Origin of the sequence: Nocardioides sp. LMS-CY, assembly GCF_018732145.1 — a bacterium.
Classification (GTDB): Bacteria; Actinomycetota; Actinomycetes; order Propionibacteriales; family Nocardioidaceae; genus Nocardioides; species Nocardioides soli.
This window is the reverse complement of sequence record NZ_CP076104.1, coordinates 1,780,687-1,804,618: the sequence shown is the minus strand read 5'-3', so window position 1 is coordinate 1,804,618 and position 23,932 is coordinate 1,780,687. Positions and strand designations below refer to the sequence as shown.

The following is a 23,932-nucleotide window of genomic DNA, read 5'->3' as shown; positions in this document are numbered from 1 at the left end:
GCCACACCGCCTCGGTCAGCGCCAGCCGCGGTCGCCGTCGTGACCGCGACCACCGCCGCGGCCCCAGCCCCGGTCGTGGTCGTCGTTGCGGTCGCCACGGCCCCAGCCACGGTCGTTGTCGTTCCCGGACCCTGACGGGCCACCGATCACGCCGACGACGCCGCCGACCGCGCCGCTCACCGAGCCACTCGGGTTGCCGTGGCTCGGGTTGCCGTAGCCCGGGTTGCCCCGGCCCGGATTGCCGTAGCCCGGGTTGCCCCGGCCCGGATTGCTGGAGTGCCCCCAGCCGTGGCCCCGGCCACCACCGCGGCCGGAGTTGTCGCGGGTCGAGGTCGGGATGCTGGTCTCGATGACGCCCTTCACGGCGTTCCGCACGCCCTGGCCCGCGCTCAAGCTCGGACCTCGGGTCGTGCTGCGGTCCTCGCCGCGACCCCAGCCGTGGCCGCGGTCGTGGTCGTCGTCGTCGTCACGACCCCACCCACGATGGTCGCTCGAGCCCGAGGAGCGGTCCGGCACCACCGGGATGACGGGGACCGTCGGCTCCGAGACGGGCGGCGCCGCAGCGAGCGTGGCGCCGTCGGCGTCGTCCTGCTTCGCGTCGTCCTGCTTGCGGTTGTCCTGGGCGAGGTGCTTGTCGTCCTTCTTGCCCGGGCGCTGGTGCGAGCTGCCGGGCCGGGTCGTGGCCTCGTCGCCCGCCGAGCCGGCCACGTGGCCCCGGTCCGGCGCGCCCGCACCGCGGTCGGCCGAGGACTCACCGCCCGTGGCGGCCTTCACCGCGGTCGCCGGCACCGGCGCCTCGGTCGGGACCGGCTTCGGGTGCAGCACGGGCGCGGCCAGCAGGGCCCGGTGGATCGGACCCGCGATGCCGCCGATGGCATCCGTGCGCACGGCGTGCGCCATCACCCCGATGCACGCCAGGACGACGATGATCGAGGCCACCAACGGTGCCCGGTGCTCGGACCGCATCTGACCCCTTCCCCGAGATATTCGGACGTTCGGGGATGAGTTTTCCGGCCCGGCCGCACCGCGGCCAAACCCCCAGGCCGCGAATGGCCGGAAATGGCCCGAGTGGGCTAGTCCCGACAGGCCAGGGGTCGGTGTGCGCGCCGGTCCGGATGGCCCGGGCGGGCCAGACGGCTCGGTGGGGCGGATCCGGCCAGGCCTAGGAGCCTCCTGAACAATCCGCGCGGCTACGCGACGGCCGGTGGAGCGTTGGCTGCGTTCGCCTCGGTCGAAGTGACCCGCCACGCCTTCCCTCGGCCGCCTTGCCACCGCACGCACCGGCCGCCGCTCGCGCTCGCCCGTCTTGTTCAGCAGACTCCTAGGCCGACTTCTTCTTCTTGGCCTCGGACTCGCGCGGCACCAGCGTCGGGGCGACGTCGTCGGACACGACCTCGCGGGTGACGATCACCCGGGCGACGTCGCCGCGGGACGGCACGTCGTACATCACGTGGAGGAGCACCTCCTCGATGATCGCGCGCAGCCCGCGCGCGCCGGTGCCGCGCTCCATCGCCTTGTCGGCGATCGCCTCGACGGCCTCGGGGGTGAACTCGAGCTCGACGCCGTCGAGCTCGAAGAGCTTCTGGTACTGCTTGACCAGCGCGTTGCGCGGCTCGGTGAGGATCTGCACCAGCGCCTCCTGGTCGAGCTTGGAGACGCTCGCGATCAGCGGCAGCCGCCCGATGAACTCCGGGATCAGGCCGAACTTGGTGAGGTCCTCGGGGCGCACCTGGGCGAGCAGGTCCTCGGCGTCGCGCTCGGCCTGGCCGCGGACCTCCGCGGTGAAGCCGAGGGTCTTCTTGCCGACCCGCTGCTCGATGATGTGCTCGAGCCCGGCGAACGCACCACCCACGACGAAGAGGATGTTGGTGGTGTCGATCTGGATGAACTCCTGGTGGGGGTGCTTGCGTCCCCCCTGCGGCGGCACCGAGGCCGTGGTGCCCTCGATGATCTTCAGCAGCGCCTGCTGGACGCCCTCGCCGGAGACGTCACGGGTGATCGACGGGTTCTCGGCCTTGCGGGCCACCTTGTCGATCTCGTCGATGTAGATGATGCCGGTCTCGGCCTTCTTGACGTCGTAGTCGGCGGCCTGGATCAGCTTGAGCAGGATGTTCTCGACGTCCTCGCCGACGTAGCCGGCCTCGGTGAGGGCGGTCGCGTCGGCGATGGCGAACGGGACGTTGAGCATCCGGGCCAGCGTCTGGGCGAGGTAGGTCTTGCCGCAGCCGGTCGGACCGATCACGAGGATGTTGGACTTCGCGACCTCGACGACCTCGTCCTTGCTGTGCTTGCCCGGGCCCGCGGGGCCAGCCCCGGGCTGCAGGCCCGACTGGACCCGCTTGTAGTGGTTGTAGACCGCGACCGCGAGCGACTTCTTCGCCTGCTCCTGACCGATGACGTAGGAGTTGAGGAACTCGAAGATCTCGCGCGGCTTGGGCAGCTCGTCGAGGCTGACCTCGGAGCCCTCGTTGAGCTCCTCCTCGATGATCTCGTTGCACAGGTCGATGCACTCGTCGCAGATGTAGACGCCGGGACCCGCGATCAGCTTCTTGACCTGCTTCTGGCTCTTCCCGCAGAAGGAGCACTTGAGCAGGTCGCCTCCGTCACCGATACGTGCCACGGGCGGTCATCCTCCGGTATCTCGAGCTCGACCTGTCGGGCCCGGTGGGTCGGGTCCTGGGCTGTCGAACCTATCTGTCGAGCTGGTGCTGCGGTTGTGCGATCGAGGGGCCGAGGGCCTCTCTGACGGTACCGCGTGCCACCCCCGTTCGGGGGAGGGACACGGGACGTTCTGGGTCGGCCATGGCCTCAGGCGAGTGCGGGGGCACCCTTGCGCGACTCGATCACCGCGTCGATCAGGCCGTACTCGACGGCCTGCTCGGCGGTGAGGATCTTGTCGCGCTCGATGTCGCGGCTCACCTGCTCGAGCGGGCGACCGCTGTGGTCGCTGATCATCTTCTCCAGCAGCTCCCGCATCCGCAGGATCTCGTTGGCCTGGATCTCGATGTCGGAGGTCTGCCCGAAGGTGCCCTCGGTGTAGGGCTGGTGGATCAGGATCCGGCTGTTGGGCAGCGCCATCCGCTTGCCGCGGGCGCCGGCGCCCAGCAGGATCGCCGCCGCCGAGGCCGCCTGGCCGATGCACACGGTCTGCACGTCGGACTTGATGAAGTTCATCGTGTCGTAGATGGCCGTCAGCGCCGTGAACGAGCCGCCGGGGCTGTTGATGTAGATCTGGATGTCCTGGTCGGGGTTCATCGACTCCAGGCACATCAGCTGGGCGATCACCGCGTTGGCGACGTCGTCGGAGATCGGCGTGCCGAGGTAGATGATGCGGTCCTCGAACAGCTTGGCGTAGGGGTCGATGCGCCGGAAGCCGTACGACGTGCGCTCTTCCCACTGCGGGATGTAGTAGTTCATGGCTCTTTCCCCGTCTCGTGGGTTCAGTTCTTGTGGGCCGGGCGGCCGTCGTCGGCGGCCTCGCGGGCACTCTTGATGACCTGGTCGACCAGGCCGTACTCCTTCGCCTGCTCCGCGGTGAACCAGCGGTCGCGGTCGGCGTCGGCCTCGACCTGCTCGCGCGGCTGGCCGGTGTGCTCGGCGATCAGGTCGAGCAGGATCTGCTTGATGTGCAGCGACTGCTGGGCCTGGATCTTGATGTCGGAGGCCGAGCCGCCCATGCCGGACGACGGCTGGTGCATCATGATCCGCGCGTGCGGCAGCGCGTAGCGCTTGCCCTTGGTGCCGGCGCAGAGCAGGAACTGCCCCATCGAGGCGGCCAGGCCCATGCCCACCGTGGCGACGTCGTTGGGGATGTAGTTCATGGTGTCGTAGATCGCCATGCCGGCGTCGACCGAGCCACCCGGGCTGTTGATGTGCAGGAAGATGTCGGCCTCGGGGTCCTCGGCGGACAGCAGCAGCAGCTGGGCGCAGATCGCGTTCGCGTTCTGGTCGCGGACCTCGGAGCCGAGGAAGACGATGCGCTCGCGCAGCAGGCGCTGGTAGATGTGGTCGTCGAGGCCGTTCATCCCGCCGCCGCCGTTGAGCTGCGGCTGCTGGGTCCCCGAGTGGGGCGCGGAGCTGGAGTACTGGGTCACGAAAGCGACCCTAGCCGCAAGCGCCGACACATCCACGGCGTACACCCCCCTGTTCGCCGACAGCAGATTTCGGGCCTGCTGCGGCCGGCATGACCCTGAGCGGTGCGGTCCGTCGGGTGCCGGCGGCACGCGGATCGCCGTTTCCCCGGCCGCCCGGGGAAACGGCGGCGACACGCCGGGGCAGCCGGGGGCGGTCAGGGAAAGCGGAGCGCGACACGCCGGGGGATGCGGCGTGTCGCGCTCGGACTACCTGACCGACCCCCGCTGGACCCCGGGTCGGCCCCGGGCCCGTGCTCTGGGCGAAATGCCGTCGACCCGCCCGAACGGCTCGGGCGGGTCGACGAACGGGATCGGGTGGGATCAGGCCTCGGCCTTCTCCTCCGCGGCCTCGGCGTCCCCAGCCTCGGCGTCCCCAGTCTCGGCCTCGGCCTCGGCGGCGTCCTCCGGCGCACCGATGGTGCCGTCGGGACGCAGGTTCGCCAGCTCGACCACGTTGCCCGAGGCGTCCTTGACCACGGCCGACTCGACGATCCGGGCCAGCGCCTTGCCGCGCAGGATCTCCTGCACCAGCTCGGGGATGTGGTTGTGCTCGAACATGTGGTTCGCGAACTCCTGCGGGTCCTGGCCGGACTGCTGGGCCCGGCGGACCATGTGCTCGGAGAGCTCCTGCTGCTCGATGCCGAACTCCTCGACCTTGGCGATCTCGTCGAGGAGGAACTGCGCGGTCACGGCGTCGCGGACCCGGCGCTCGAGGTCGGCCTCGAACTCCTCCTGGGTCTGCTCCTCGTCCTCGAGGTACTTGTCCATCGTGACGCCGCTGTAGGCGAGCTGCTGCTCGAAGCTGCTGCGCCGGGCGTTGAGCTCGTCGGTGACGACGCTCTCGGGCAGCGGCACCGAGACCTGCTCGAGCAGCGCCTCGAGCACCGCGTCGCGAGCGGCGGCGGCCTGCTCGAGTCGGCGGCCGCGGCCGAGGCGCTCACGGAGGTCCTCGGTCAGCTCGGCGACGGTGTCGAACTCCGAGGCCAGCTGCGCGAACTCGTCGTCGACCTCCGGCAGCTCCTGCTCCTGCACCTGGCTCACCGACACGGCGACCTCGACGCCCTCGCCGACCAGGTCGCCGCCCACGAGCTGGGAGGAGAAGACGGTCTCGTCGCCGGCGGCCAGGCCGACCAGCGCCTCGTCGAGGCCGTCGAGCATGCCGCCGCGACCGACGCGGTAGGACATGCCGGTGACCTCGGCGCCCTCGACGGGCTCGCCGTCCTTGGTGGCCTTGAGGTCCATGACGACGAAGTCGCCGTCGGCGGCCGGGCGCTCGACGTCGATCAGCGTCGCGAAGCGCTCGCGCAGGGCCTCGAGCTGCTCCTCGACGTCGGCGTCGGTGAGCTCGATGTCGTCGACCTGGGCCTCGACGCCGTCGTACGACGGGAGCGTGATCTCGGGCTTGACGTCGACCTCGGCGGTGAACTCGAGCGCGTCGTTGTCCTCGAGCCTGGTCACCTCGATCTCCGGCTGCGCGAGCGGCTGGAGGTCGTTGGCCTGGAGCGCCTCGATGTACTTCTGCGGCACGACCTCGTTGATCGCCTGGTCGAGGACCGCACCGCGGCCGACCTGACGGTCGATGACGGCCGGCGGGACCTTGCCGCGGCGGAAGCCGGGCACGTTGATCTGCTGGGCGATGGCCTTGTATGCCTTGTCGAGGCTCGGCTTGAGCTCCTCGAAGGGCACCTCGACGGTCAGCTTGGCCCGGGTCGGGCTCAAGGTCTCGACGGCGCTCTTCACAGGCTTTCTCCTATTGGTTGCTCGATGGGTTCTGCGGTGCTGCGAGTCGGGGCGACAGGACTCGAACCTGCGATCTCCTGCTCCCAAAGCAGGCGCGCTAGCCACTACGCTACGCCCCGCCAGGCGGCGCCCCGGACGCTACCGCGGCAGCGTCCGGACCCCTCCTGGAGCGGATGACGGGAATCGAACCCGCGTAGCCAGTTTGGAAGACTGGGGCTCTACCATTGAGCTACATCCGCGCGACACCTCCCCGACCCGTCGACCAGGGCGCGAATGTGCGGTGCAATCGTGCCATACCGAGCCCACCTGGCCCCAACCGGGACGGCGCCGTGGACGCTCCCCTGGTACGGCGTCGGTACGGCGCTGGTACGACGTGGGGCCGCGTCAGCGGCGGTGGACGAGCACCAGCGCGCGGTCGTCGTTGTGGGAGCCCAGCGCGTCGACCAGCCGGTCGGCGCCGCCCTCGAAGTCGCCGCGCAGCAGCCGCTCGGCCTGACCGAGCATCCGGTCGATGCCGAGCCCGATGTCGCGCTTGGGCGTCTCGACCATCCCGTCGGTGTAGAGCATCATCGCGTCGCCGGGTCGCAGTACCCCGGAGACGGTGGTGAACTCGGCGTCCTCGATGAGCCCGAGCACCGGGCCCTCCGCCTCGTGCACCGACCAGCGCCCGGAGCCGGCGTCGAGCTGCGCCGCCGGCGGGTGGCCGGCGGCGCGGACCTCGAAGTCGCCGGTCTCGAGGTCGAGGGAGAGGTGGATGGCGGTCGCGAACCCCTCGTCCCAGCGCTGGTTCAGCAGGTACTCGTTGGCCGCGGGCAGGAACTCGGCCGGCTCGAGGGCGCCGAGCAGGCCGCCGAAGGCGCCCGAGAGCAGCAGCGCGCGGGTGCCGGCCTGCTCCCCCTTGCCGGAGACGTCGACGACGACGATCTGCAGTCGGTCGGAGTCGCGCGGGACCACGGCGACCACGAAGTCGCCGGCGAACGGCGTGCCGCCGGCCGAGCGCAGCGCGCCCTCGACCAGCCAGCCCGAGGGCAGCGGCGGGATCCCGCCCTGGCTCAGGATCCGGTCGCGCAGGTCCACGAGCATCGACTCCCCCTGCACCCCGGCGACGCCCAGCCGGGAGCGCCGGAAGGAGGTGGTCAGCACGATGAAGCAGAGCGCGTAGAGGATGGTGATCGCCAGCACGATCCGGGCGTCGAGCTCCGGCTGCCGCGCGATGGCGAGCATTAGCATCACCATCACGAAGACCACGAACCACGGCAGCTGCCGCGGCCCGAGCAGCAGGCTGCCGAGCAGCAGCGGGATCATCAGCGTCGTCATCGGCGCGGTGCCCGGCCAGGCCAGCACGACCAGGGTGATCAGGACCGTGAGCGCGACCAGCAGCACCAGCGTGCGGTTGGCACGCGGCAGGAGGTGCCGGCGGCGGCGCACCCGCCGCGGTCGGGACGGCTGAGCGGGCCGGTCCGCGTCGGTACGAGCGGTCATGGTCGTCGGTCCTCGTCCTGGGGTGCGCTCACTGTAGTGCTCGGGACCGGTACCTGCGCTGGCACTGGGAGCACCAGAACAGGTTGCGCCCCTGGAGCTCGGCGGTGCGCACCGACCGCCCGCAGACGTGGCAGGGCATGCCGTTGCGGCGGTAGACGTAGACCTCGCCGCCGTGGTCGTCGCGGCGCGGCGGCCGGCCCATCGCCTCCGGCGTGTGCTCCGGTCGCACCGTGTCGATCCGCCCGGTGCGCACGCCCTCGCGCATCAGGACGACCAGGTCGTCCCACATCGCCCGCCACTGCCCGATCCGCAGCGTGTTTCCCGGCCGGTAGGGGTCGATCCGGTGCCGGAACAGCACCTCGGCCCGGTAGACGTTGCCGACGCCCGCGAGCACCGACTGGTCCATCAGCAGCGAGCCGATGGGCGCGCGACTGCGCCGGATCCGTTCCCAGGCCAGGCCGGGGTCGGCGTCGGCGCGCAGCGGGTCCGGCCCGGACCGGAGGACGACGAGGTCGCGCTCCGCGCGGGTCAGCAGCTCGCACGTCGTGGCGCCGCGCAGGTCGGCGTACGAGAACGCGGCGGAGCCACCGGCGGGCGCGGCCACCAACCGCAGGCGCACCTGCCCCCTCGGCACCGGCACCTCGGGCACCCCGGCGACGACCTCGAGGCCGCCGTACAGGCCGAGATGGATGTGCACGAACCGCTCGTCGGGGAACCCGACGAACAGGTGCTTGCCCCAGGCCTCGGCGCCGACCAGGACCTGGCCGTCGATCAGCGCAGCGGACTCGGCGAACCGGCCCTGGGGGCTGCTCGCCTCGACCTCGCGGCCGCCGAACACCAGGGTCAGCTCACCGGCGAGCCGGTGGAGGGTGTGTCCCTCAGGCATCGGCAGCCGGAGGCTCCGGGAGTGGCGGCAGCGTGCCGTCGACCTCGTACGCCGCGAGCTGGGCGATCCGCCGGGAGTGGCGCTCGGCGTCCGAGAACGGCTCGGCCAGGAAGAGCTCCACGAACCGGGTCATCTCCGCCAGCGAGTGCATCCGGCCGCCGACGGCCACGACGTTGGCGTCGTTGTGCTGGCGGGCGAGCAGCGCGGTCTCCTCCGACCACGCCAGCGCGCACCGGATGCCGGCGACCTTGTTGGCGGCGATCTGCTCACCGTTGCCGGAGCCGCCGATCACGACCCCCAGGCTGTCCTGGCCGGCCGCGCGCTCGGCCGCGACGGCCTGCGCCGCGCGCAGGCAGAAGACGGGGTAGTCGTCCTGGGCGTCGTACCAGAACGGACCGTGGTCGACCGGCTCGTACCCGTGCTCGGTGAGCCAGGTCGTCAGGTGGTCCTTCAGGTCGAGGCCGGCATGGTCGCAGCCGAGGTGCACGCGCATGCGGGCATCCTCTCAGCAGCACTGGTCGATGAACGAGGCGGACTGCCGCAGCAACTGCTCGGCAGCGGGGAACACCGAGGCGTGCCGCCAGAAGCCGTGGACCTGACCGAGGTAGCGGGTCGCGGTGACCGCCACGCCGGCGTCGGCGAGCCGCGCCGCGAGGTGCTCCCCCTCGTCGCGGAGCGGGTCGTGCTCGGCGGTCACCAGCAGGGTGGGCGGCAGCGTCGCGAGCCGGTCGGAGCGCAGCGGCGCGAGGTCGGGGTGGATGAGGTCGGCGGGCGTCGCGGCGTACTGCTGCCAGTACCACGCCGCCTCACGCGGGTCGAAGCCGTCGGTGGCGGTGCGGTACGAGGCGAAGCCGGCCTCGGGGTCGAGGAACGGGTAGACCAGCACGACGCCCGCGAACCGCGTCGGGTGGCGCAGCGCGGCGACCAGCGCGAGGTTGCCGCCGGCGCTGTCGCCGTGGACGACCGTCGGCCCGTCGAGGCCGAGCGCAGGGCCCTCGCGGTCGAGCCAGGCGACGACGGCCGACACGTCGTCGGGCGCCGCCGGGAATCGATGCTCGGGTGGCCGCCGGTAGTCGACGCTGAGCACCGCCCGGCGGGTGCGGTTGGCCAGCCGGCGGGCGGCCGGGTCGTGGACGTCGACGTCGTGGAAGACGAAGCCGCCTCCGTGCAGGTGCAGCACCAGGCCGGGTGTGGCGTGGTCGGGCCGGTAGAGACGCGCCGGCACACCGTCGGCGTCGATGTCGCGCACCTCGGCGACGTCCTCGCGCGGCTCGGCCGCCGCGGCCGCGCGCGCCTGCGCACGAGCGGCGGGTACGTCGTAGCCCTCGGTCCAGACGGGCGTCTCTGCGGCCGCCAGCTCGACGGCGCGCCGGGCCTCGGGGAACAGCATGTCCGCACGCTATCGCCGGCGATCGTGCCACGATGCCCGGCATGCAGATCTCGCGGGCGCGGGTCGCCACGGCCGCCGCCTTCCTCAGCCAGGGCATGGTGCTGCTCAGCCTGACCACGCGCCTGCCCGACTTCCAGGACAGGTGGCACCTGTCCGACGTCGCGCTCTCGCTGGTGCTGCTGATGATGATCCTGCTCGCCGGCGCGGGTTCGGTGGTCGCGGAGCGGCTGGCCAAGCGGCGCGACAGCGCCCTGCTGCTGCGCACCGGGCTGCTGGTCATCGCCGTCTCGGTGCCCGTCCTGTGCGTAGCGCCCAGCGCCGGCGTGTACGTCGCGGGCATGGCCGGATACGGCCTCGGCCTCGGCGTGGTCGACGCGAGCACCAACATGCAGGCGGTCGCGATCGAGCACCGCTACGGCCGGCCGATCCTGCCGTCCTTCCACGGCGCCTGGACGCTGGGCGGCGTCCTCGGGGCGACGCTGACGTTCGGGATGTCACACCTGCCGCTCGAGGCGGCCGCAGTCGTCGGGGTGGTGCCGCTCCTGGTGTCGTTCGCGCCGTTCCTGCCCCGCGACCACGGGCCCACCGAGCTCTCCCTGGAGGTGGCGGTCCCGTGGCGGCCGATCCTGCTGGTCGGCCTCGCGATGGTGCTCTTCTACATGGTCGACACCGCCGTGCAGACGTGGGGCCCGCTGTTCCTCGACCACGAGTTCACGACGCCCGAGCGCTACGTGTCGCTGGCCGCGATCGCCTACCTGCTCGCCAGCGGGGCCGTGCGGCTGGCCGGCGACGGGCTGGTCGCCCGGTTCGGCGTGGTGCCGGTGCTGCGGGTCGGCGCGCTGATCGGCGCCGCGGCGCTCGCCGTCGTGGTCTTCTCCCCCGGCTGGCAGGTCGCCGTGGCCGGCTTCGCGCTCCTGGGTGCCGGCGTCGCGGTGGTCGCGCCGCTCAGCTTCTCCGCGGCGGCGAAGATCGCCGGCGGCCCCGAGTCCGAGGGCGGGTTCGAGCCGGCCGTCCGCCAGGCCCGGGTCGACGCGGTGATCGCCCGGTTCAACCAGTTCAACTACGTGGGCGCGCTGCTCGGCTCGGTGATGACCGGGCTGGTCGGCGCCGGCTCGCTGCGCGTCGGCTTCGCCGTACCGATGGTCCTGGTGCTCGGCATCGTGCCGCTCGCCGCGGCGTTCGTGCCGAAGGCGGCGGCGTCACTCGGCAGCCGCTGAGCGCTCCTCAGGTCGATCGCGTCTCGAGACGCGTCGGCGCACTCGCGGGCTTCGCGAACTCAGGTCCGGGGCCTTGGTTTCGAGACGCCTCGGTCAGCCCGTCGCTCCGCTCCGGCCTGACCCGACGCTCCTCAACCCTTCGGCGCACTCGCGGACTTCGCAAGCTCAGGTCCGGGGCCTTGGTTTCGAGACGCCTCGGTCAGCCCGTCGCTCCGCTCCGGCCTGACCCGACGCTCCTCAACCCTTCGGCGCACTCGCGGACTTCGCAAGCTCAGTCCGCGGCGCCTCGCCAGTTCTTGTCGGGCAGCGGGACCGGGCGGCCGGGCTGCTCCCCACCGCGGGCGTCGAGGTAGCTCTGCTTCGGCACCATCACCTTGCGGCGGAAGATGCACACGACCTTGCCGTCCTGGTTGTAGCCGACCGTCTCGACGTGCACCACCCCCCGGTCGTCCTTGCTCGTGCTCTCCCACTTGTCGAGCACGGTGGTCTCGCCGTAGAGCGTGTCGCCGTGGAACGTCGGCGCGACGTGCCGCAACGACTCGATCTCCAGGTTGGCGATCGCCTTGCCCGAGACGTCCGGCACGCTCATGCCGAGCAGGATCGAGTAGACGTAGTTGCCGACCACGACGTTCTTCCCGAACTGCGTGGTCTCCTCCGCGTAGTGCGCGTCGAGGTGCAGCGGGTGGTGGTTCATGGTGAGCAGGCAGAACATGTGGTCGTCGTACTCGGTCACCGTCTTGCCGGGCCAGTGCTTGTACGTCGCGCCGACCTCGAACTCTTCGTAGCTGCGTCCGAACTGCATGCGCCCATGCTGCCTGCCGCCGCCGGGCGGCGCATCGTCCGGGCGCGTGGGCAATGTCACCCACCCTCACCCGCCCAGGCGGGCCAGTTGTGCGTCCACCAGCGCCTCGAGCCGCTCCGGGCCGAACCGGTCGGGGTCGAAGAGGGCCTGGACGACCAGGCCGTGGGTCGAGGAGGTCAGCAGGTCGACGCTCGTCTCGACGTCCGCCTCGGGCCACCCGGCCGCGACGTGCGGCCGCAGCCAGGCCCGCCAGCGCTCGTAGCGGGCGGCCTCCCGGGCGGACAGGCCGGCGTCGACGAGCGCCAGGCCCCAGAAGCCGACCCAGATCCGGCTCAGCTCGGCCGCCTCCCCCGTGTTGGGCAGCACGGCGAGCAGCCGGGTGCGCAGCGATGCCCGCCCGAGCGGGACGTCAGCCTCGCCGAGCGAGGCATCGGTGCGTGCGTGGAGCAGCTCGAGCGCGTGGTCGATCAGCTCGGCCCGGCTGCCGAAGTAGTGGGTGACCAGGCCCGTGGTCGCGCCCATCTCCGCCGCGACCGCGCGCAGGCTGAGGCCGCCGAAGCCATCGCGCGCCAGCACCCGCCACAGCGCCTCCGCGATCTCGCGGCGGCGTGCATCGTGGTCGACCCGGGCCGGCATGGGACTAGAGTACATAACAGTCGTTATGCAGATGGGAGCACACCATGCTGAGCAGGCAGGTCGGAGACGCGGAGCTGCGTCCCCTCGAGCCCTGGGAGGCCGCGACGTTCGCGGCGTTCACCGCGCGCCACCGCGAGCACCTCGGCCCCTGGCTCCCCTGGGCCCGCTCGATCGTCGACGAGGCGTCGGCGCGCGCGTTCCTCCAGCGGTACGCCGACGCCACCGCCCGCGACGGGGGCCGGATCTACGCGCTCTGGCGCGACGGCGAGATGGTCGGCGGCACGCTCTTCCGGGTCTTCGAGCCCTCCGCCGCCACCTGCGAGGTCGGCGTCTGGCTCAGCCCGGAGGCGACCGGGCGGGGCCTGGTCACCCGTGCCGTCGAGGCGATGGTGGCCTGGGCCGTCGACGTGCGCGGCATCCGCCGGGTCGAGTGGCACTGCGTGCCGGAGAACCTGCCCAGCCGGGCGGTCGCCCGGCGGCTCGGCTTCACCCACGAGGGCACGCTGCGCCAGGCGTTCGAGCACGACGGCCGGCTCTGGGACGTCGAGGTGTGGGCACTGCTGGCGGCCGAGCGGTAGCGGTCGAATAGTCGGTCGACGTACGCCGCGGCCTCGTGCGAGGGTGGAGGGACCTGACCGGCCCTACCTTCGCGGAGGAACGATGACGGACTCGAACGCCAACGACGACCTCAAGGCCAAGATGCGGGAGGCGCTGGATCGGAAGAACGCCAAGCGGAAGGGCGTCCGGCAGGACGCGCCGCTGAAGGAGAAGGCGCACGGCTCCGAGGTGGCCGGCGGCGCCGCGCCGCAGATGCACCGCCGCAAAGCCGGCGGCGGGGGTTCCTGAAGCGAGCAGCGGCGAGTGCACGGAGCCAGCTCGACGCGTGGGGTCGCGCAGCTCGAGCAAGCGCGCGGCCGAGCGTGCGAGGTCGCGACCGCGCGGCGAGACCCGGTGGATCGGACAGCGGTGGCGACCGTCGTGGCGGAGGGGTTTCGAGACGGGCGCAGAACGCCCTCCTCAACCACCGTCGGCCGGGCGCAGAACGCCCTCCTCAACCACCGTCGGCCGGGCGCAGAACGCCCTCCTCAACCACCGCCGGCCAGGCGCAGAACGCCCTCCTCAACCACCGCCGGCCGGGCGCAGAACGCCCTCCTCAACCACCGCCGGTCGCGGCGGACCCGGCGTACCCGGAGTCAGCCGAGCTGGTAGTCCTTGAGCAGGCTGCGGCCGATGATCATCTTCTGGATGTCGCTGGTGCCCTCGCCGATCAGCATGAACGCCGCCTCGCGGTAGAGCCGCTCGATCTCGTACTCCTTGGAGTAGCCGTAGCCGCCATGGATCCGGAAGGAGTCCTGCACGACCTCGTTGCAGTACTCCGAGGCCAGCATCTTGGCCATCCCGGCCTCGACGTCGTTGCGCTCCCCGGAGTCCTTCTTCCGCGCCGCCCGCACCATCATCGCGTGGGCGGTCTCCACCTTGGTGGCCATCTCCGCGATCCGGAACAGGATCGCCTGGTGCTCCACGATCGGCTTCCCGAAGGTCTCCCGCTGCTGGGCGTAGGCGACCGCGAGCTCGAAGGCCCGGTTCGCGATCCCGCACGCGCGCGCGGCCACGTTGACGCGGCCGACCTCGACGCCGTCCATCATCTGGTAGAAGCCCCGGCCCGGCTCGCCGCCGAGGACCTGGCCGGCCGAGATCTCCAGGCCGTCGAACACCGCCTCGGTGGTGTCGACGCCCTTGTAGCCCATCTTGTCGATCTTCCCCGGGATCGTCAGACCCGGCGCGGTCTCCCCGAACCCCGGCTCCTTCTCGACCAGGAACGTCGTCATGTTCCGGTACACCGACTCCGCACCCTCGTCGGTCTTCACCAGCACCGCGACCAGGTTCGACGTGCCGCCGTTGGTCAGCCACATCTTCTGGCCGGTGATCGAGTAGCCCGCCTCGGGCCCCTCACCCAGCCGCGTGGCCTTGGTCTTGATCGCCGACACGTCCGAGCCCAGACCCGGCTCCGACATCGAGAACGCGCCCCGGACCTCGCCGGTCGCCATCCGCGGCAGGTACTTCCGCTTCTGCTCCTCGGTGCCGTGCCTCATCAGCATGTACGCCACGATGAAGTGGGTGTTGATCACCCCCGACACGCTCATCCAGCCCCGCGCGATCTCCTCCACGCACAGCGCGTAGGTCAGCAGCGACTCCCCCAGCCCGTCGTACTCCTCGGGGATGGTCAGCCCGAAGATCCCGAGCTCCTTGAGCCCGTCGACGATCTCCTGCGGATACTCGTCCGCATGCTCCAGCTCGGTCGCCACCGGGAGGATCTTCTCGTTGACGAACGTCCGCACCGCCTTGAGGATCTCGCTCTGGTCCTCGGTCAGTCCGTCGGTCTCACACAGCCGGCCCATCGGTGTCCTTCCGCGTCGGGGTGACTGCCCGGTAACCTACTCGGTCGGCGCGGCTTCGTGGCCGTGACAAATCGCACGCACTCAGCGGCGCTTGCCGGACCCCTGCACGAGGCGCGCCAGGGCGTCGACCGCCGCCTCGAGCTGCTGCTCGGCGGTGACCGAGTCCGGATCGAGACCGGGTACGTCGCGCGGCACCAGCTCGGCCAGGTCGCCGACGACCCGGACCCCGGTCGCCGCGAGGTCGGCGCTGCGGGCGTCGGAGCGCTTGCGCAGCCAGTCCGGCACCACGAAGCCGATCGACGGCTCGTCGGACTTGCGCGCGGCGAGCACCTGCTTGGCGAGTCGCTTCTTGACCGCCTTGTTGTAGACGCTGCGGTCGACGTCGTCGCCGAGGGCGGCGTTCAGCCGGCCCAGCAGCAGGGCGGACGCGACGCCGAGCGACTCGTTGGCGCGCGGCGCCGGAGCCCAGGTCGCCGGGGCCAGGCCGGCGACGTCGCAGAACCGCTCCCAGAGCAGCTCCGGCGGCGCACCCGACGGCGGGACGGTGATCACGGTCACCTGCTCCGGCCCGAGCACCTTGGCCCAGCGCTTGGCGACCTTGCCGACGTCCTGCTGGCGCCAGAACCGCTTGCCGACGGTGCCGGACTCCGAGCGCACGGCGCGCTGGAACTCGCTCCAGGCCCAGCTCCGCCGGTTCTGGAGCGTCTCCTGCCACATCGCGGGGACCACCCGGCCCAGGTCGCGGACCGTGATCACCACCTCCACCCGGGCACCCGGGAAGTCGGCGAGCACCCGCCGGATCCGGTCCTCGGGGATCGGCGCCAGGAACTCCATCGAGAGCAGCACCGTGCCGGGGTGGTCGCGCACGTCGGCGACCAGCCTGGCCCAGGCCTTCGCGCCGGCGCCGGACGACGCGAGGTCGGTGACCGCCCGCACCTGCCGCGACCAGGGGGTCGGGAACAGCACGCCCTGACGCTCGAGCTCGTCGAGGTTCGCACCCAGCCGGGCCTGCACGAAGGTCGTCCCCGACTTCAGCAGCCCGACGTGCAGCACCAACCGCTCGACCATGGAGACCTCTCCGCCTCAACCAGAACCAACTGCAAGGACCAACGTGCGAGAACCTACGGACAGCACCACGCGTGGTTCACGAGCGGGTCACGAGTGGCTGTGCTGCGGAGACTACTCGTCGCGCCACTCGGGGCTGTCGAAGCCGTACTTCTCGGTGACGATCAGCCGCGGCAGCTCCCCGGACGGCGCGAGCTGACCGAGCGAGGCCAGCAGCCGCGCCGGGAACGGCGGACGCGTGGGACTGGCGTTCCCCGTGTGCGGGCGGTAGCCGACGGCGCGGGTGCGCTTGTCCCACATCCAGTTGAAGTGGTTGAGGTAGGCCTTGTACGTCTGCCGACCACGGATCGTCAGCAGCATCTCGTCGCCGGTCAGGCCCGAGTCCTGGTAGTTGCTCGACCCGGTGACGGTGTAGCGGGCGGCGGTGTCGTCGCCGTAGTGGCCCGAGATCAGCAGCATCTTCATGTGGCTGTAGAGGTCGACCTCGCCGTCGCTCTCGCCGTTCGGGCCGCTGTGGTCGGTGTCGAAGCCGTTGGAGCGCACCGGGATGTAGCCGCGCTTGGTCGGGTTGCCGAAGACCGCGCGGACCGCGGCGCCGGCCATGCCGTACTGGATCCTGATGTCACAGCCCTGGGCGTAGAGGTTGCGGAAGCGCTGGGCGATGTACTTGCCCCGGCTGCCGTCCCAGGCATGCATGTTGACCCGGATGATCGTGCGGCCGCCGTTGATCGTCGCCCCGGTGCACTTGACCGGACGCAGCAGCGTCATGATCGGGTCGTCGTACGGCGCGCCGTGGAACGGCGTGACCATCAGGCGGTACTTCGTGCCGATGGCCTCGTCGATGTAGGGCTTGGGGACCGGCTTGTCGAGCTTCTGCTGCCGGAAGAGGTCCTCGAGCCGCTCGTAGAGCTCCGGCGAGTCGTTGGTCGTCCACAGGTCGTTGTACTGGTTCTTCGCCCCGTTCATCTTCATGTTCACGGAGCCGACCATCACGACGTCCTTGGCCGCCCCGGTCTTGGAGAAGAGGAAGAACTTCGAGTGCAGGACGTCACCGTTGGACCGGCAGCCCTTGTAGCACTGGTAGGCGAAGTTCTTCTTCTTGGGGTTGGTGCCGATGGCCTTGCGCAGCTTGCGCTGGGCGGGCGTCATCTCGTGGTCGTTGATCAGCACCTGGACCTGGACGCCGCGCTTGCGGGCCTTGATGAGCGCGTCGGCGACCGGGAACCGGTCGAAGGAGAACATCGACATCCAGATCCGCGAGCCCTTCTTGGCGTGCCGGATGGCCGACAGCACCTGGCCCTCGATGCGGAACTGGGTCTCGGGCTTGGATCGCGGGACGTTGAAGACCGGCCCCTCGGCGGGCTGCCACTTCGCCTTCTTGGGCTTCTTCGGCTTGTCCTTGGGCTTGTCCGCCTTGACGAGCGCGAGCGACCCGGCGGACTGGCCGGCCGGAGCCGCCTGAGCGGTGGCGACGTACCCGCTGCCCCCCGTGGCGAGCACGATGAGACTCAGTGCCGTGACAAGCGCACGGGCGCTGGATTTCACGCGACGGACCTTTCGACGACGGAGCGGAGCACGCTAACACAGGCGATCGGGCCGCCCGTCATTCGCGGCGGCGGCGCCAGCGCGATGGCTTGGCGTCCAGCACGGGCACGTCCCCGGCTCGTTCGGCGGCCGCCCGGAGGTCGGTGAGCAGCGCCGCGACCGCACCCACCGCGACCGAGAGCAGCTCGGCGTCGGTGGCGTCGGAGGGATGCCTCCGGGCGGAGATGTCGGCGGAGCGGAGCAGGTCGAGATCGCCGCGCAGGTCGAAGCCGCCGCCCGCGAGCAGGCCCAGCGTGCGCTCCTCCCGGCGCCGCAGCTCGGCCAGCTTCTCGGCGGAGGGCCGGTAGCGCTCGGCGCCCTCGTGCACCAGCGTCCGCTCCCCGAGGTGTCCCCGGATCCAGCGGCCGCGGTCGGTGGGCGAGGTGAAGCCCCTCAGCTCCGCGTTGGTCCGCCGCAGCACCTCGACCTCGACGAGCCCGAGGGACGTGTTCGCGGGCTGCTCCTGGCTCTCGAGTCCGTCGGAGCCCTGCCCGCAGACGTCGAGGAAGGTGTCCCAGAGCGCGCGCGGACCCGCCCCCTTGGTGAGGGGCACGACATGGATGCGCTCGTGGTCGAGCACGCTCCCCCAGCGCTCGAGGACGTCGCCGAGGTCGAAGCTGGCCCAGCCCCAGGCGCTGACCCCCTTCGGCTCCGGCGGGTAGGAGTCGATCGGGAGGTGGTTGCCGTTCTTGACCCACTCCTGCCAGCGGGAGGTGAACAGGTCGACCGTCGGCCGGGCCGTGAGCACGACGTGCAGCTCGGCGTCCGGGAATGCCTCCCGGGCGCGCTCGACCTGCGCAGGCGTGGCCGACGCGAAGAACTCGTGGCTGATCAGGGCGTCGCCGCCCTTCTTGCGCAGCCGGGTCCGCACCAGGTCGGTCAGATGGGTCCACGGGTGCTCGACGTGCCGGGGCCGGTTGGCCAGGCCCGGGTCCTCGCGCAGCTCCAGCGACGCCAGCAGGTGCTGTCGGCGGGCCCCCGGGAGGTACAGGCCGCGCTCGGCCAACCGGTCGCGGTTGAGCCAGAGCGCCTCCTGCAGGTACGTCGTCCCCGTCTTGGGCAGGCCGATGTGCAGGAAGACGCGCGAGGGGTCGCTCATCGCTCCGCGTCCGGGCCCTGGGGCGTGGTGCTGACCCCCGCCCGGTAGCGGGCCACGGCCGCGGCCACGCGCGGGTCGTCGGTGTCGGCGAGGGCGACGAGCAGCTCGGAGACGAGGTCGGTGACCTCCGCCAGCCGCAGGTTGAGCTGGCGGCACTCCTGGACCTCGGCCTCGAGGTCGGTGATGCGCTGGCGGAGCCGGGCGAGGTCGCGGATGCGGGAGCGGATCATGGCCACTGGACCACCAATCTTGTGAGGTACGGCGGCGCGTCCGGCGTGCCCGCGTCGATGCGGGACCGCACGCGCACGGTGTCGCGGGTCAGGTCGTGGCGGGCGACGACGCGGCCGCCGGAGCGGTCGATCTCGGCCAGGAACGCGTCGAGGTCGAGCGGCCGCACGCCGTACGGCAGATCCGGGGACGGCGCCGTCGCCACCTGGAGGTAGAGCCGGCCGCCGTCGAGGGCCATCCGGGCCAGCCGGAGCAGGTTGGCGCGTCCGTACGCCGTGGTGGCGTCGGCGACGTGCCGGGCCAGCATCACCTTGGTGCCGGACACCTGGGACAGCTCGACGCCGAGCGGCAGCACCGAGCGCAGCTCGGTGAGGCTCATCCACTGGTAGCGCAGCGGCAGCCGGCCGCGGCGGGCCGCCTTCGCCCGCTTGCCGAAGGCCCGCCGGGCGTAGTCGAAGCCGGCCGCCGCGATGCCCTGCCGGGCCAGGAACGCGGCGTCGGCGCCGGCGCCGCAGCCGACGTCGAAGGCCGTCTCGGCGCGGCCGCGCTCGCGGCGCAGCACCCACCGCACGAACGCGCTGGGTGACGTCTGCTGCCCGTGGGTGCGCAGGTAGAAGGGGTCCCAGACCCGCTCACGGTTGGCCTGGGTACCCCGGAACCAGCCGCTGAGGCGGCGGTAGGTGCTCGGCGGCGTCTCGAACTTGTACGCCGGGTCGGGCACCCGCCAGCTCGGCCCATACATCGCGGCGAGCAGGTGCTCGGGCTCACGGGGCGCGGGGAGCTCGCGGCCCTCGAGCGTCGTGGTGGAGGTGGGGTACATCCACTCCATCCGGAACGGCGCCCGCACCTCCCCCATCAGGTGCAGGTGGCCGTCGCGGAGGAACCCGCCGAACACGTCGAGGCCGCGCATCCGGCCGTCGCCCTCGCGCACACCCACCTTGAAGGCGATGCCGCTGTAGCGGGTGACGGGGTAGCCGAGCTCGACGAGCGAGCGCTGCAGCCGGAAGGACTCGAGGACCACGTCGTACGGGTGCTCGTGGGCGCTCACGTAGCCGAGGTCGGCATCGGAGTCGTGCCCGATCAGCGCCCCCTCGCGCACGGCGCCGAGCAGGGTGCCGTAGGCGATGAAGGGGCGCACCCCGGCCGCGGTGAGCGCGCCGAGGACCTTCTCGATCGCGTCGAGCAGGGGCTCGGTGTGCTCGGCGCTGCGGCTCGCGAAGAGCCGGCGCAGCCGGTTGGACTTGTCGAGCCCCAGCGGGTTGCCCTTGGCGTCGGCGACGCGCACCCGGCCCTCGCCGGTGCCGAGGGCGACCTCGACGGTGCCGAGGGGCGCCTGGCTGACGTGGTCGAGCACGGTCACGGCGGTCCGGCCGTTCAGGTACGGCCGCAGCGCGTCGGGCCAGCGCCAGCGCCGCCCGGGGCCCTGCTCGACGGTGTCGCGCTGGGTCCAGAACGACCCGATCCGCTGGTCGTCGAACCGGACGTCGACCGAGCGATCCTCGGTGCCCCGGAAGGCGATGCCGTCGTCGTCGACCGAGAGCGCGGTCAGCAGATCGCCTGCGGGGGGTGCTGGTTCCACCGTGGTCCGTCCTCCTTCCGAGCGATCCCGTCACCCGTCGGAGGGGCCGGAGCAACCACGTCGACTCGGCGTCGCTCGCAGGGACGTGTTGTACTCTGCTGTCACACTAGCAACTCTGTCCTCAGCACTCGCCCGCCACCTCGGCGCCACCGACATCAGGCGTGCGGCGACATCTTGGGCGATGACAGAACGGGAGAATAACGCAGATGCCCGTGCCAGCCGTCGTGCGCCCGCGCCACCGCGCGTTCCTGGGCGCCCTCGTCCTGACCGTGGCCACCGCGGTCGCCTCCAGCACCCTCGCCCTTCCGGCACAGCCGGCCGCGCAGGCGGCACCCGCCACGAGCAAGAAGCGCGCCGTGGTGACCGTGCAGCCGCCCGGTGCGACCAGCTTCCGGATCGCGTCGTTCAACGTGCTCGGCGCCGACCACACCGACGGGGCCAAGCCGCGCAAGGGCTTCGGCACCTCCGCCCAGCGGCTGCCGATCAGCAAGCAGATCCTCGAGAACAACGGCGTCCAGGTCGTCGGCTTCCAGGAGCTGCACTGGCCGCAGGCCGAGCTCTGGAACACGATCGCGCCGGAGTGGGGCACGTTCCCCGGCACCACCCGCAGCGCGCCGGCTGCGCACAACTCGATCAGCTGGCGCCTCGACACCTTCACGCTCGTGCAGGCCAACGTGTTCCTGGTGCCCTACTTCAACGGCAACCTGCTGCCGATGCCGTACGTGCAGCTCCAGAACAACGAGACCGGCCAGCTGTCCTGGTTCGTCAACGTGCACAACCCGGCCAACACCCGCGGTCCGGCCCAGCAGTGGCGCGACCAGGCCGTCCAGGTCGAGTCCGACCTCGTGAACTCGCTGCGCGCGGCCGACCCGAGCATCCCGGTCTTCCTCACCGGCGACATGAACGACACAAGCAAGTTCTTCTGCCCGATCGTCCGCAACACCGAGCTCCAGGCGGCCAACGGCGGGTACGCCGACGCGACGACCTGCCAGCCGCCCAGCCCGGCCCGCATCGACTGGGTCACCGGCACCTCCGACGTGACGTTCTCGTCCTTCGTCGAGCAGCGCACGCCCATGGTCCAGAAGGCCAGCGACCACCCGGCGATGATCGCGACCGCGACGATCCCGCCCGCCTCCGCCCGCGCGGCCGGCGTCACCAACGTCGTGGTGGTCGCGGTCGACGGGCTCCGTCCCAACGCGTTCACCTCGGCCTCCGACGCCGACCGCACCAAGCACCTGCGCGAGTTGCGGGCCGCCGGCGCCTCGACGATGAACGCCCGGCTGGCCTACGAGCGCTCCACGCCGCTGCCCAACACCCTCTCCCTGCTCACCGGCCGGCCGGTGGTGAAGAAGCGCGGCGGCCACGGCGTGAAGTACGACGAGGACCGCGGCAGGACGCTCCACGAGACCGCCGGCCAGTACGTCTCGAGCGTCTTCGACCGGGTGCACAACGGCGGCCGCAGCACGGCGGTCTACACCAGTCGATCGAGCGCCACCATCATGAAGCGCTCCTGGAACAACAAGAACGGCGGCACCGATCCGGTCGGCCGCGACAACGGGCGCAAGAAGCTCAGCAAGTTCGTGCTCTACCGCGACAAGGACAAGCTGGTCGCCAAGCGGGCCATGCAGGATCTCGGCTCCCGCCCCAAGACCTTCACCTACGTCGAGCTCAGCGCGCTGAAGCGCATCGGCGACGCGACCAAGTACGGCGGCCCGAAGTACGCCGCGGCACTCAACCGCGTCGACAAGCAGGTCAGCGGCATCGTGCGCACCGTCTCCCACAACGCCGCGACCGCGGGCCACACGATGGTGGTCATCGTCGGCGGGTCGGCAGGCGCGAAGGCCGGCAACCGCAAGCCGGCGAGCTACACCACCCCGCTGGTCGTCTGGGGGCCGGGCGTGGTCGCCGGCGCCGACCTCTACGACCTCAACCCCGCCTGGACCAACCCGAGCAAGGCGAAGGTCCCCTACAAGAGCAACCCGATCTTCACCGGCGTCGTCGCCAACCTCGCCCTGGCCGTGCTCGGCCTGGCTCCACTGCCGGGTTCGAGCCTGAACCCGACCTCGTCGCTCAATGTCTTCGTCGACGGCCCCGTCGTCCCGTAGCGTCCGTCGGTCCGGCCGGCTGGCGCTCGCGGCCGTGCTGAGCGGGTCGCTGGTCGCCGCCGGGTGCACCGGCGACGGCAGCGACGCCGAGCAGGCCCGCAAGCCCGCCTACCACGCGCCGGAGCGGACCGCACCCGTGCGGGCGCCGGCGGAGCGCGACGTGGTGCTCACCGACCCGGCCACCCCGGCCCCGCTCCGCGGCGTACCGGACCGGCCGAACCTGCTGATGATCACGCTCGACGACGCGGCCTGGGAGGACATGCAGTACCTCCCGCACGTGCAGGAACTGCTGGTCGAGGGCGGGATGACGCTGGAGGACGGGCTCTCCCCCACCCCGGTGTGCGTCCCGGCTCGCGCGACGCTGCTCACCGGCCAGTACGCGCAGAACCACGGCGCGCTGACCATCAACGGCGAGGGCGGCGGCTTCACGGCGTTCGAGGACGACGACACGCTGCCGGTGGCGCTGCAGGACGCCGGCTACGACACGATGTTCCTCGGCAAGTACCTCAACGGGTACACCGAGGAGCACGTCGACCACCAGCCGCCCGGGTGGACCGTGTGGCGGCCCACCGTCGACTTCAGCACCTACAACTTCGAGGATCCCCAGCTGCTGGTCGACGGCGAGGTCGTCGAGACCCACACCTACTCCACCACGCTGCTGAGCGACCAGAGCACCGAGCTGCTGGAGGACCCCCGGCGCGAGCAGCGGCCCTGGTACCTGTGGCTCAACTACGTCGCGCCGCACCACGGCGGCCCGGTCGAGGACGACGACCCGAAGGCGCTCTACTCCGACGACGAGCACGCGCTGGCCACCACGGTCCCCGAGGAGCGCGACCGCGACACGTTCGCCGACCTCGATCTGCCCGACAAGCCCAACATGTTCGAGGCGGACCCCTCCGACAAGGTGGTCGTCTCCGCCGCGCGCGAGCCGGTCGCGCAGCAGCGCCGGGCCCAGATGCGGGAGGCGCACCAGCAACGGGTCGAGGCGCTCCAGTCGGTCGACCGCGCCGTGGCCCGCACCTTCGACACACTGCGCCGCACCGGTCAGCTCGACGACACCTACGTCGTGCTGACCTCCGACAACGGGTTCGTGCTCGGCGAGCACAACCTGGAGGGCAAGCTCTGGTACTTCCGCGAGATCGTCGGCGTGCCGATGTACATCCGCGGCCCGGGCATCCCCGCGGGCACCGTCAGTCGGACGCCGGTCTCGAACGCCGACTGGGCGCCGACGTTCGCCGCGCTCGCGGGCGCGACGATGGGCCGAGAGGTCGACGGGGTCGACGTCCTGCCGTGGCTGGACGCGCGAGCGAGCCGCCGGGTCGTGCCGATCGCGGGCTGGCCGATCAAGGGCGGCCGCACGCCGCTCTACACCGGCGTCGTGGTCGGGCCGTGGACCTACGTGCAGGGACGCCGGGGCCAGCCCGAGCTCTACTACCGCTCGGTCGACCCCTACCAGCTCGACAACCTGGCCACCGACCGGCGCTATCGCGCGAAGCTCAAGGAGCTGCGCCGGATCTCGCGGGAGTACCGCGACTGTGCGGGCGGCGCCTGCCCCAGCGAGTTCTACCGCTGAGCCGTCGCCCGCTA

General features: G+C 71.5%; 22 protein-coding genes and 2 tRNA genes. 5 read left to right on the top strand and 19 right to left on the bottom strand.

Annotated features, from left to right (window positions below; all coding sequences use genetic code 11):
* Positions 1 to 15 precede the first annotated feature (15 nt).
* From KM427_RS08650 to KM427_RS08600, 11 genes are all read right to left on the bottom strand, one after another.
* The gene (locus KM427_RS08650) at positions 16 to 966 is read right to left on the bottom strand and encodes a hypothetical protein (RefSeq protein ID WP_215526946.1); all 951 of its coding nucleotides are present in this window, start codon (positions 964 to 966) and stop codon (positions 16 to 18) included.
* A 355-nt stretch (positions 967 to 1,321) separates the two neighbouring features.
* Positions 1,322 to 2,620, bottom strand: coding sequence for an ATP-dependent Clp protease ATP-binding subunit ClpX (gene clpX, locus KM427_RS08645; RefSeq protein WP_183590807.1), 1,299 nt, complete (start codon positions 2,618 to 2,620; stop codon positions 1,322 to 1,324).
* 188 nt (positions 2,621 to 2,808) lie between these two features.
* Complete coding sequence (locus KM427_RS08640; protein ID WP_183590808.1) at positions 2,809 to 3,417, bottom strand: ATP-dependent Clp protease proteolytic subunit; 609 nt, start codon at positions 3,415 to 3,417, stop codon at positions 2,809 to 2,811.
* 23 nt (positions 3,418 to 3,440) lie between these two features.
* Positions 3,441 to 4,025, bottom strand: coding sequence for an ATP-dependent Clp protease proteolytic subunit (locus tag KM427_RS08635; RefSeq protein ID WP_183592164.1), 585 nt, complete (start codon positions 4,023 to 4,025; stop codon positions 3,441 to 3,443).
* A gap of 429 nt (positions 4,026 to 4,454) precedes the next feature.
* Positions 4,455 to 5,873, bottom strand: a complete 1,419-nt coding sequence (gene tig / locus KM427_RS08630; RefSeq protein WP_215526945.1) for a trigger factor — start codon at positions 5,871 to 5,873, stop codon at positions 4,455 to 4,457.
* Positions 5,874 to 5,919: 46 nt separating this feature from the next.
* Positions 5,920 to 5,992 (bottom strand) — tRNA-Pro (locus tag KM427_RS08625).
* Between the two features lie 46 nt (positions 5,993 to 6,038).
* A tRNA-Gly gene (locus tag KM427_RS08620) sits at positions 6,039 to 6,112 on the bottom strand.
* Between the two features lie 145 nt (positions 6,113 to 6,257).
* The gene (locus KM427_RS08615) at positions 6,258 to 7,355 is read right to left on the bottom strand and encodes a PP2C family protein-serine/threonine phosphatase (protein WP_215526944.1); all 1,098 of its coding nucleotides are present in this window, start codon (positions 7,353 to 7,355) and stop codon (positions 6,258 to 6,260) included.
* Positions 7,356 to 7,383: 28 nt separating this feature from the next.
* A complete protein-coding gene (locus tag KM427_RS08610; protein WP_183590811.1) occupies positions 7,384 to 8,241 on the bottom strand; it encodes an Fpg/Nei family DNA glycosylase in 858 nt (285 codons plus the stop codon).
* Positions 8,234 to 8,734: a ribose-5-phosphate isomerase gene (locus KM427_RS08605; RefSeq protein WP_183590812.1), complete on the bottom strand. Its 501-nt coding sequence runs from the start codon at positions 8,732 to 8,734 to the stop codon at positions 8,234 to 8,236. The genes KM427_RS08610 and KM427_RS08605 overlap by 8 nt, the downstream gene beginning before the upstream one ends.
* Positions 8,735 to 8,746: 12 nt before the next feature.
* Entirely contained in the window at positions 8,747 to 9,631 is an 885-nt protein-coding gene (locus KM427_RS08600; protein ID WP_215526943.1) for an alpha/beta hydrolase, read from the bottom strand.
* A gap of 11 nt (positions 9,632 to 9,642) precedes the next feature.
* Between KM427_RS08600 and KM427_RS08595 the strand changes: the two genes are divergently transcribed.
* On the top strand, positions 9,643 to 10,848 hold the full coding sequence (locus tag KM427_RS08595; RefSeq protein WP_502887158.1) for an MFS transporter: 1,206 nt from the start codon (positions 9,643 to 9,645) through the stop codon (positions 10,846 to 10,848).
* Positions 10,849 to 11,119: 271 nt separating this feature from the next.
* Here the strand turns inward: KM427_RS08595 and KM427_RS08590 are convergent, their stop codons facing one another.
* A complete protein-coding gene (locus KM427_RS08590) occupies positions 11,120 to 11,650 on the bottom strand; it encodes a MaoC family dehydratase (protein ID WP_215526942.1) in 531 nt (176 codons plus the stop codon).
* Between the two features lie 66 nt (positions 11,651 to 11,716).
* Positions 11,717 to 12,286, bottom strand: coding sequence for a TetR/AcrR family transcriptional regulator (locus KM427_RS08585; RefSeq protein ID WP_215526941.1), 570 nt, complete (start codon positions 12,284 to 12,286; stop codon positions 11,717 to 11,719).
* A 44-nt stretch (positions 12,287 to 12,330) separates the two neighbouring features.
* Here KM427_RS08585 and KM427_RS08580 point away from each other — a divergent pair, with 44 nt between their 5' ends.
* Positions 12,331 to 12,864, top strand: coding sequence for a GNAT family N-acetyltransferase (locus tag KM427_RS08580; protein WP_215526940.1), 534 nt, complete (start codon positions 12,331 to 12,333; stop codon positions 12,862 to 12,864).
* A gap of 82 nt (positions 12,865 to 12,946) precedes the next feature.
* Positions 12,947 to 13,132, top strand: a complete 186-nt coding sequence (locus KM427_RS08575; RefSeq protein ID WP_215526939.1) for a DUF5302 domain-containing protein — start codon at positions 12,947 to 12,949, stop codon at positions 13,130 to 13,132.
* Positions 13,133 to 13,479: 347 nt separating this feature from the next.
* Here the strand turns inward: KM427_RS08575 and KM427_RS08570 are convergent, their stop codons facing one another.
* The 6 genes from KM427_RS08570 to KM427_RS08545 all read right to left on the bottom strand — a co-directional run bounded on the left by KM427_RS08570 (position 13,480) and on the right by KM427_RS08545 (position 20,240).
* Positions 13,480 to 14,685 carry an acyl-CoA dehydrogenase family protein gene (locus KM427_RS08570; protein ID WP_215526938.1) on the bottom strand — a complete coding sequence of 402 codons (1,206 nt, stop codon included), beginning with the start codon at positions 14,683 to 14,685 and terminating at the stop codon, positions 13,480 to 13,482.
* Positions 14,686 to 14,766: 81 nt separating this feature from the next.
* Positions 14,767 to 15,753 carry a hypothetical protein gene (locus KM427_RS08565; protein WP_215526937.1) on the bottom strand — a complete coding sequence of 329 codons (987 nt, stop codon included), beginning with the start codon at positions 15,751 to 15,753 and terminating at the stop codon, positions 14,767 to 14,769.
* 111 nt (positions 15,754 to 15,864) lie between these two features.
* Positions 15,865 to 17,250 (bottom strand): phospholipase D-like domain-containing protein, encoded by a 1,386-nt coding sequence (locus tag KM427_RS08560; protein ID WP_215526936.1) that lies wholly within the window; start codon positions 17,248 to 17,250, stop codon positions 15,865 to 15,867.
* Between the two features lie 103 nt (positions 17,251 to 17,353).
* Positions 17,354 to 18,433, bottom strand: a complete 1,080-nt coding sequence (locus KM427_RS08555) for a sulfotransferase family protein (RefSeq protein WP_215526935.1) — start codon at positions 18,431 to 18,433, stop codon at positions 17,354 to 17,356.
* Positions 18,430 to 18,663, bottom strand: a complete 234-nt coding sequence (locus tag KM427_RS08550; RefSeq protein WP_183590828.1) for a DUF6752 domain-containing protein — start codon at positions 18,661 to 18,663, stop codon at positions 18,430 to 18,432. The genes KM427_RS08555 and KM427_RS08550 overlap by 4 nt, the downstream gene beginning before the upstream one ends.
* On the bottom strand, positions 18,660 to 20,240 hold the full coding sequence (locus tag KM427_RS08545) for a class I SAM-dependent methyltransferase (RefSeq protein WP_215526934.1): 1,581 nt from the start codon (positions 20,238 to 20,240) through the stop codon (positions 18,660 to 18,662). Before KM427_RS08545 ends, KM427_RS08550 begins: the two co-directional genes overlap by 4 nt.
* 206 nt (positions 20,241 to 20,446) lie before the next feature.
* On the opposite strand from KM427_RS08545, the gene KM427_RS08540 reads away from it, so the two are divergent.
* Positions 20,447 to 22,345 carry an endonuclease/exonuclease/phosphatase family protein gene (locus tag KM427_RS08540; protein ID WP_215526933.1) on the top strand — a complete coding sequence of 633 codons (1,899 nt, stop codon included), beginning with the start codon at positions 20,447 to 20,449 and terminating at the stop codon, positions 22,343 to 22,345.
* A complete protein-coding gene (locus KM427_RS08535; RefSeq protein ID WP_215526932.1) occupies positions 22,314 to 23,918 on the top strand; it encodes a sulfatase family protein in 1,605 nt (534 codons plus the stop codon). The genes KM427_RS08540 and KM427_RS08535 overlap by 32 nt, the downstream gene beginning before the upstream one ends.
* The last annotated feature ends 14 nt before the right edge of the window (positions 23,919 to 23,932 follow it).

What these genes read in the sequence shown, in the direction of transcription:
- KM427_RS08650 (WP_215526946.1), bottom strand. Translation starts at nt 966, where the DNA reads ATGCGGTCCGAGCACCGGGCACCGTTGGTGGCCTCGATCATCGTCGTC.
- KM427_RS08640 (WP_183590808.1), bottom strand. Translation starts at nt 3,417, where the DNA reads ATGAACTACTACATCCCGCAGTGGGAAGAGCGCACGTCGTACGGCTTC.
- KM427_RS08635 (WP_183592164.1), bottom strand. Translation starts at nt 4,025, where the DNA reads ATGAACGGCCTCGACGACCACATCTACCAGCGCCTGCTGCGCGAGCGC.
- KM427_RS08615 (WP_215526944.1), bottom strand. Translation starts at nt 7,355, where the DNA reads ATGACCGCTCGTACCGACGCGGACCGGCCCGCTCAGCCGTCCCGACCG.
- KM427_RS08610 (WP_183590811.1), bottom strand. Translation starts at nt 8,241, where the DNA reads ATGCCTGAGGGACACACCCTCCACCGGCTCGCCGGTGAGCTGACCCTG.
- KM427_RS08605 (WP_183590812.1), bottom strand. Translation starts at nt 8,734, where the DNA reads ATGCGCGTGCACCTCGGCTGCGACCATGCCGGCCTCGACCTGAAGGAC.
- KM427_RS08600 (WP_215526943.1), bottom strand. Translation starts at nt 9,631, where the DNA reads ATGCTGTTCCCCGAGGCCCGGCGCGCCGTCGAGCTGGCGGCCGCAGAG.
- KM427_RS08590 (WP_215526942.1), bottom strand. Translation starts at nt 11,650, where the DNA reads ATGCAGTTCGGACGCAGCTACGAAGAGTTCGAGGTCGGCGCGACGTAC.
- KM427_RS08585 (WP_215526941.1), bottom strand. Translation starts at nt 12,286, where the DNA reads ATGCCGGCCCGGGTCGACCACGATGCACGCCGCCGCGAGATCGCGGAG.
- KM427_RS08580 (WP_215526940.1), top strand. Translation starts at nt 12,331, where the DNA reads ATGCTGAGCAGGCAGGTCGGAGACGCGGAGCTGCGTCCCCTCGAGCCC.
- KM427_RS08575 (WP_215526939.1), top strand. Translation starts at nt 12,947, where the DNA reads ATGACGGACTCGAACGCCAACGACGACCTCAAGGCCAAGATGCGGGAG.
- KM427_RS08570 (WP_215526938.1), bottom strand. Translation starts at nt 14,685, where the DNA reads ATGGGCCGGCTGTGTGAGACCGACGGACTGACCGAGGACCAGAGCGAG.
- KM427_RS08565 (WP_215526937.1), bottom strand. Translation starts at nt 15,753, where the DNA reads ATGGTCGAGCGGTTGGTGCTGCACGTCGGGCTGCTGAAGTCGGGGACG.
- KM427_RS08555 (WP_215526935.1), bottom strand. Translation starts at nt 18,433, where the DNA reads ATGAGCGACCCCTCGCGCGTCTTCCTGCACATCGGCCTGCCCAAGACG.
- KM427_RS08550 (WP_183590828.1), bottom strand. Translation starts at nt 18,663, where the DNA reads ATGATCCGCTCCCGCATCCGCGACCTCGCCCGGCTCCGCCAGCGCATC.
- KM427_RS08540 (WP_215526933.1), top strand. Translation starts at nt 20,447, where the DNA reads ATGCCCGTGCCAGCCGTCGTGCGCCCGCGCCACCGCGCGTTCCTGGGC.
- KM427_RS08535 (WP_215526932.1), top strand. Translation starts at nt 22,314, where the DNA reads ATGTCTTCGTCGACGGCCCCGTCGTCCCGTAGCGTCCGTCGGTCCGGC.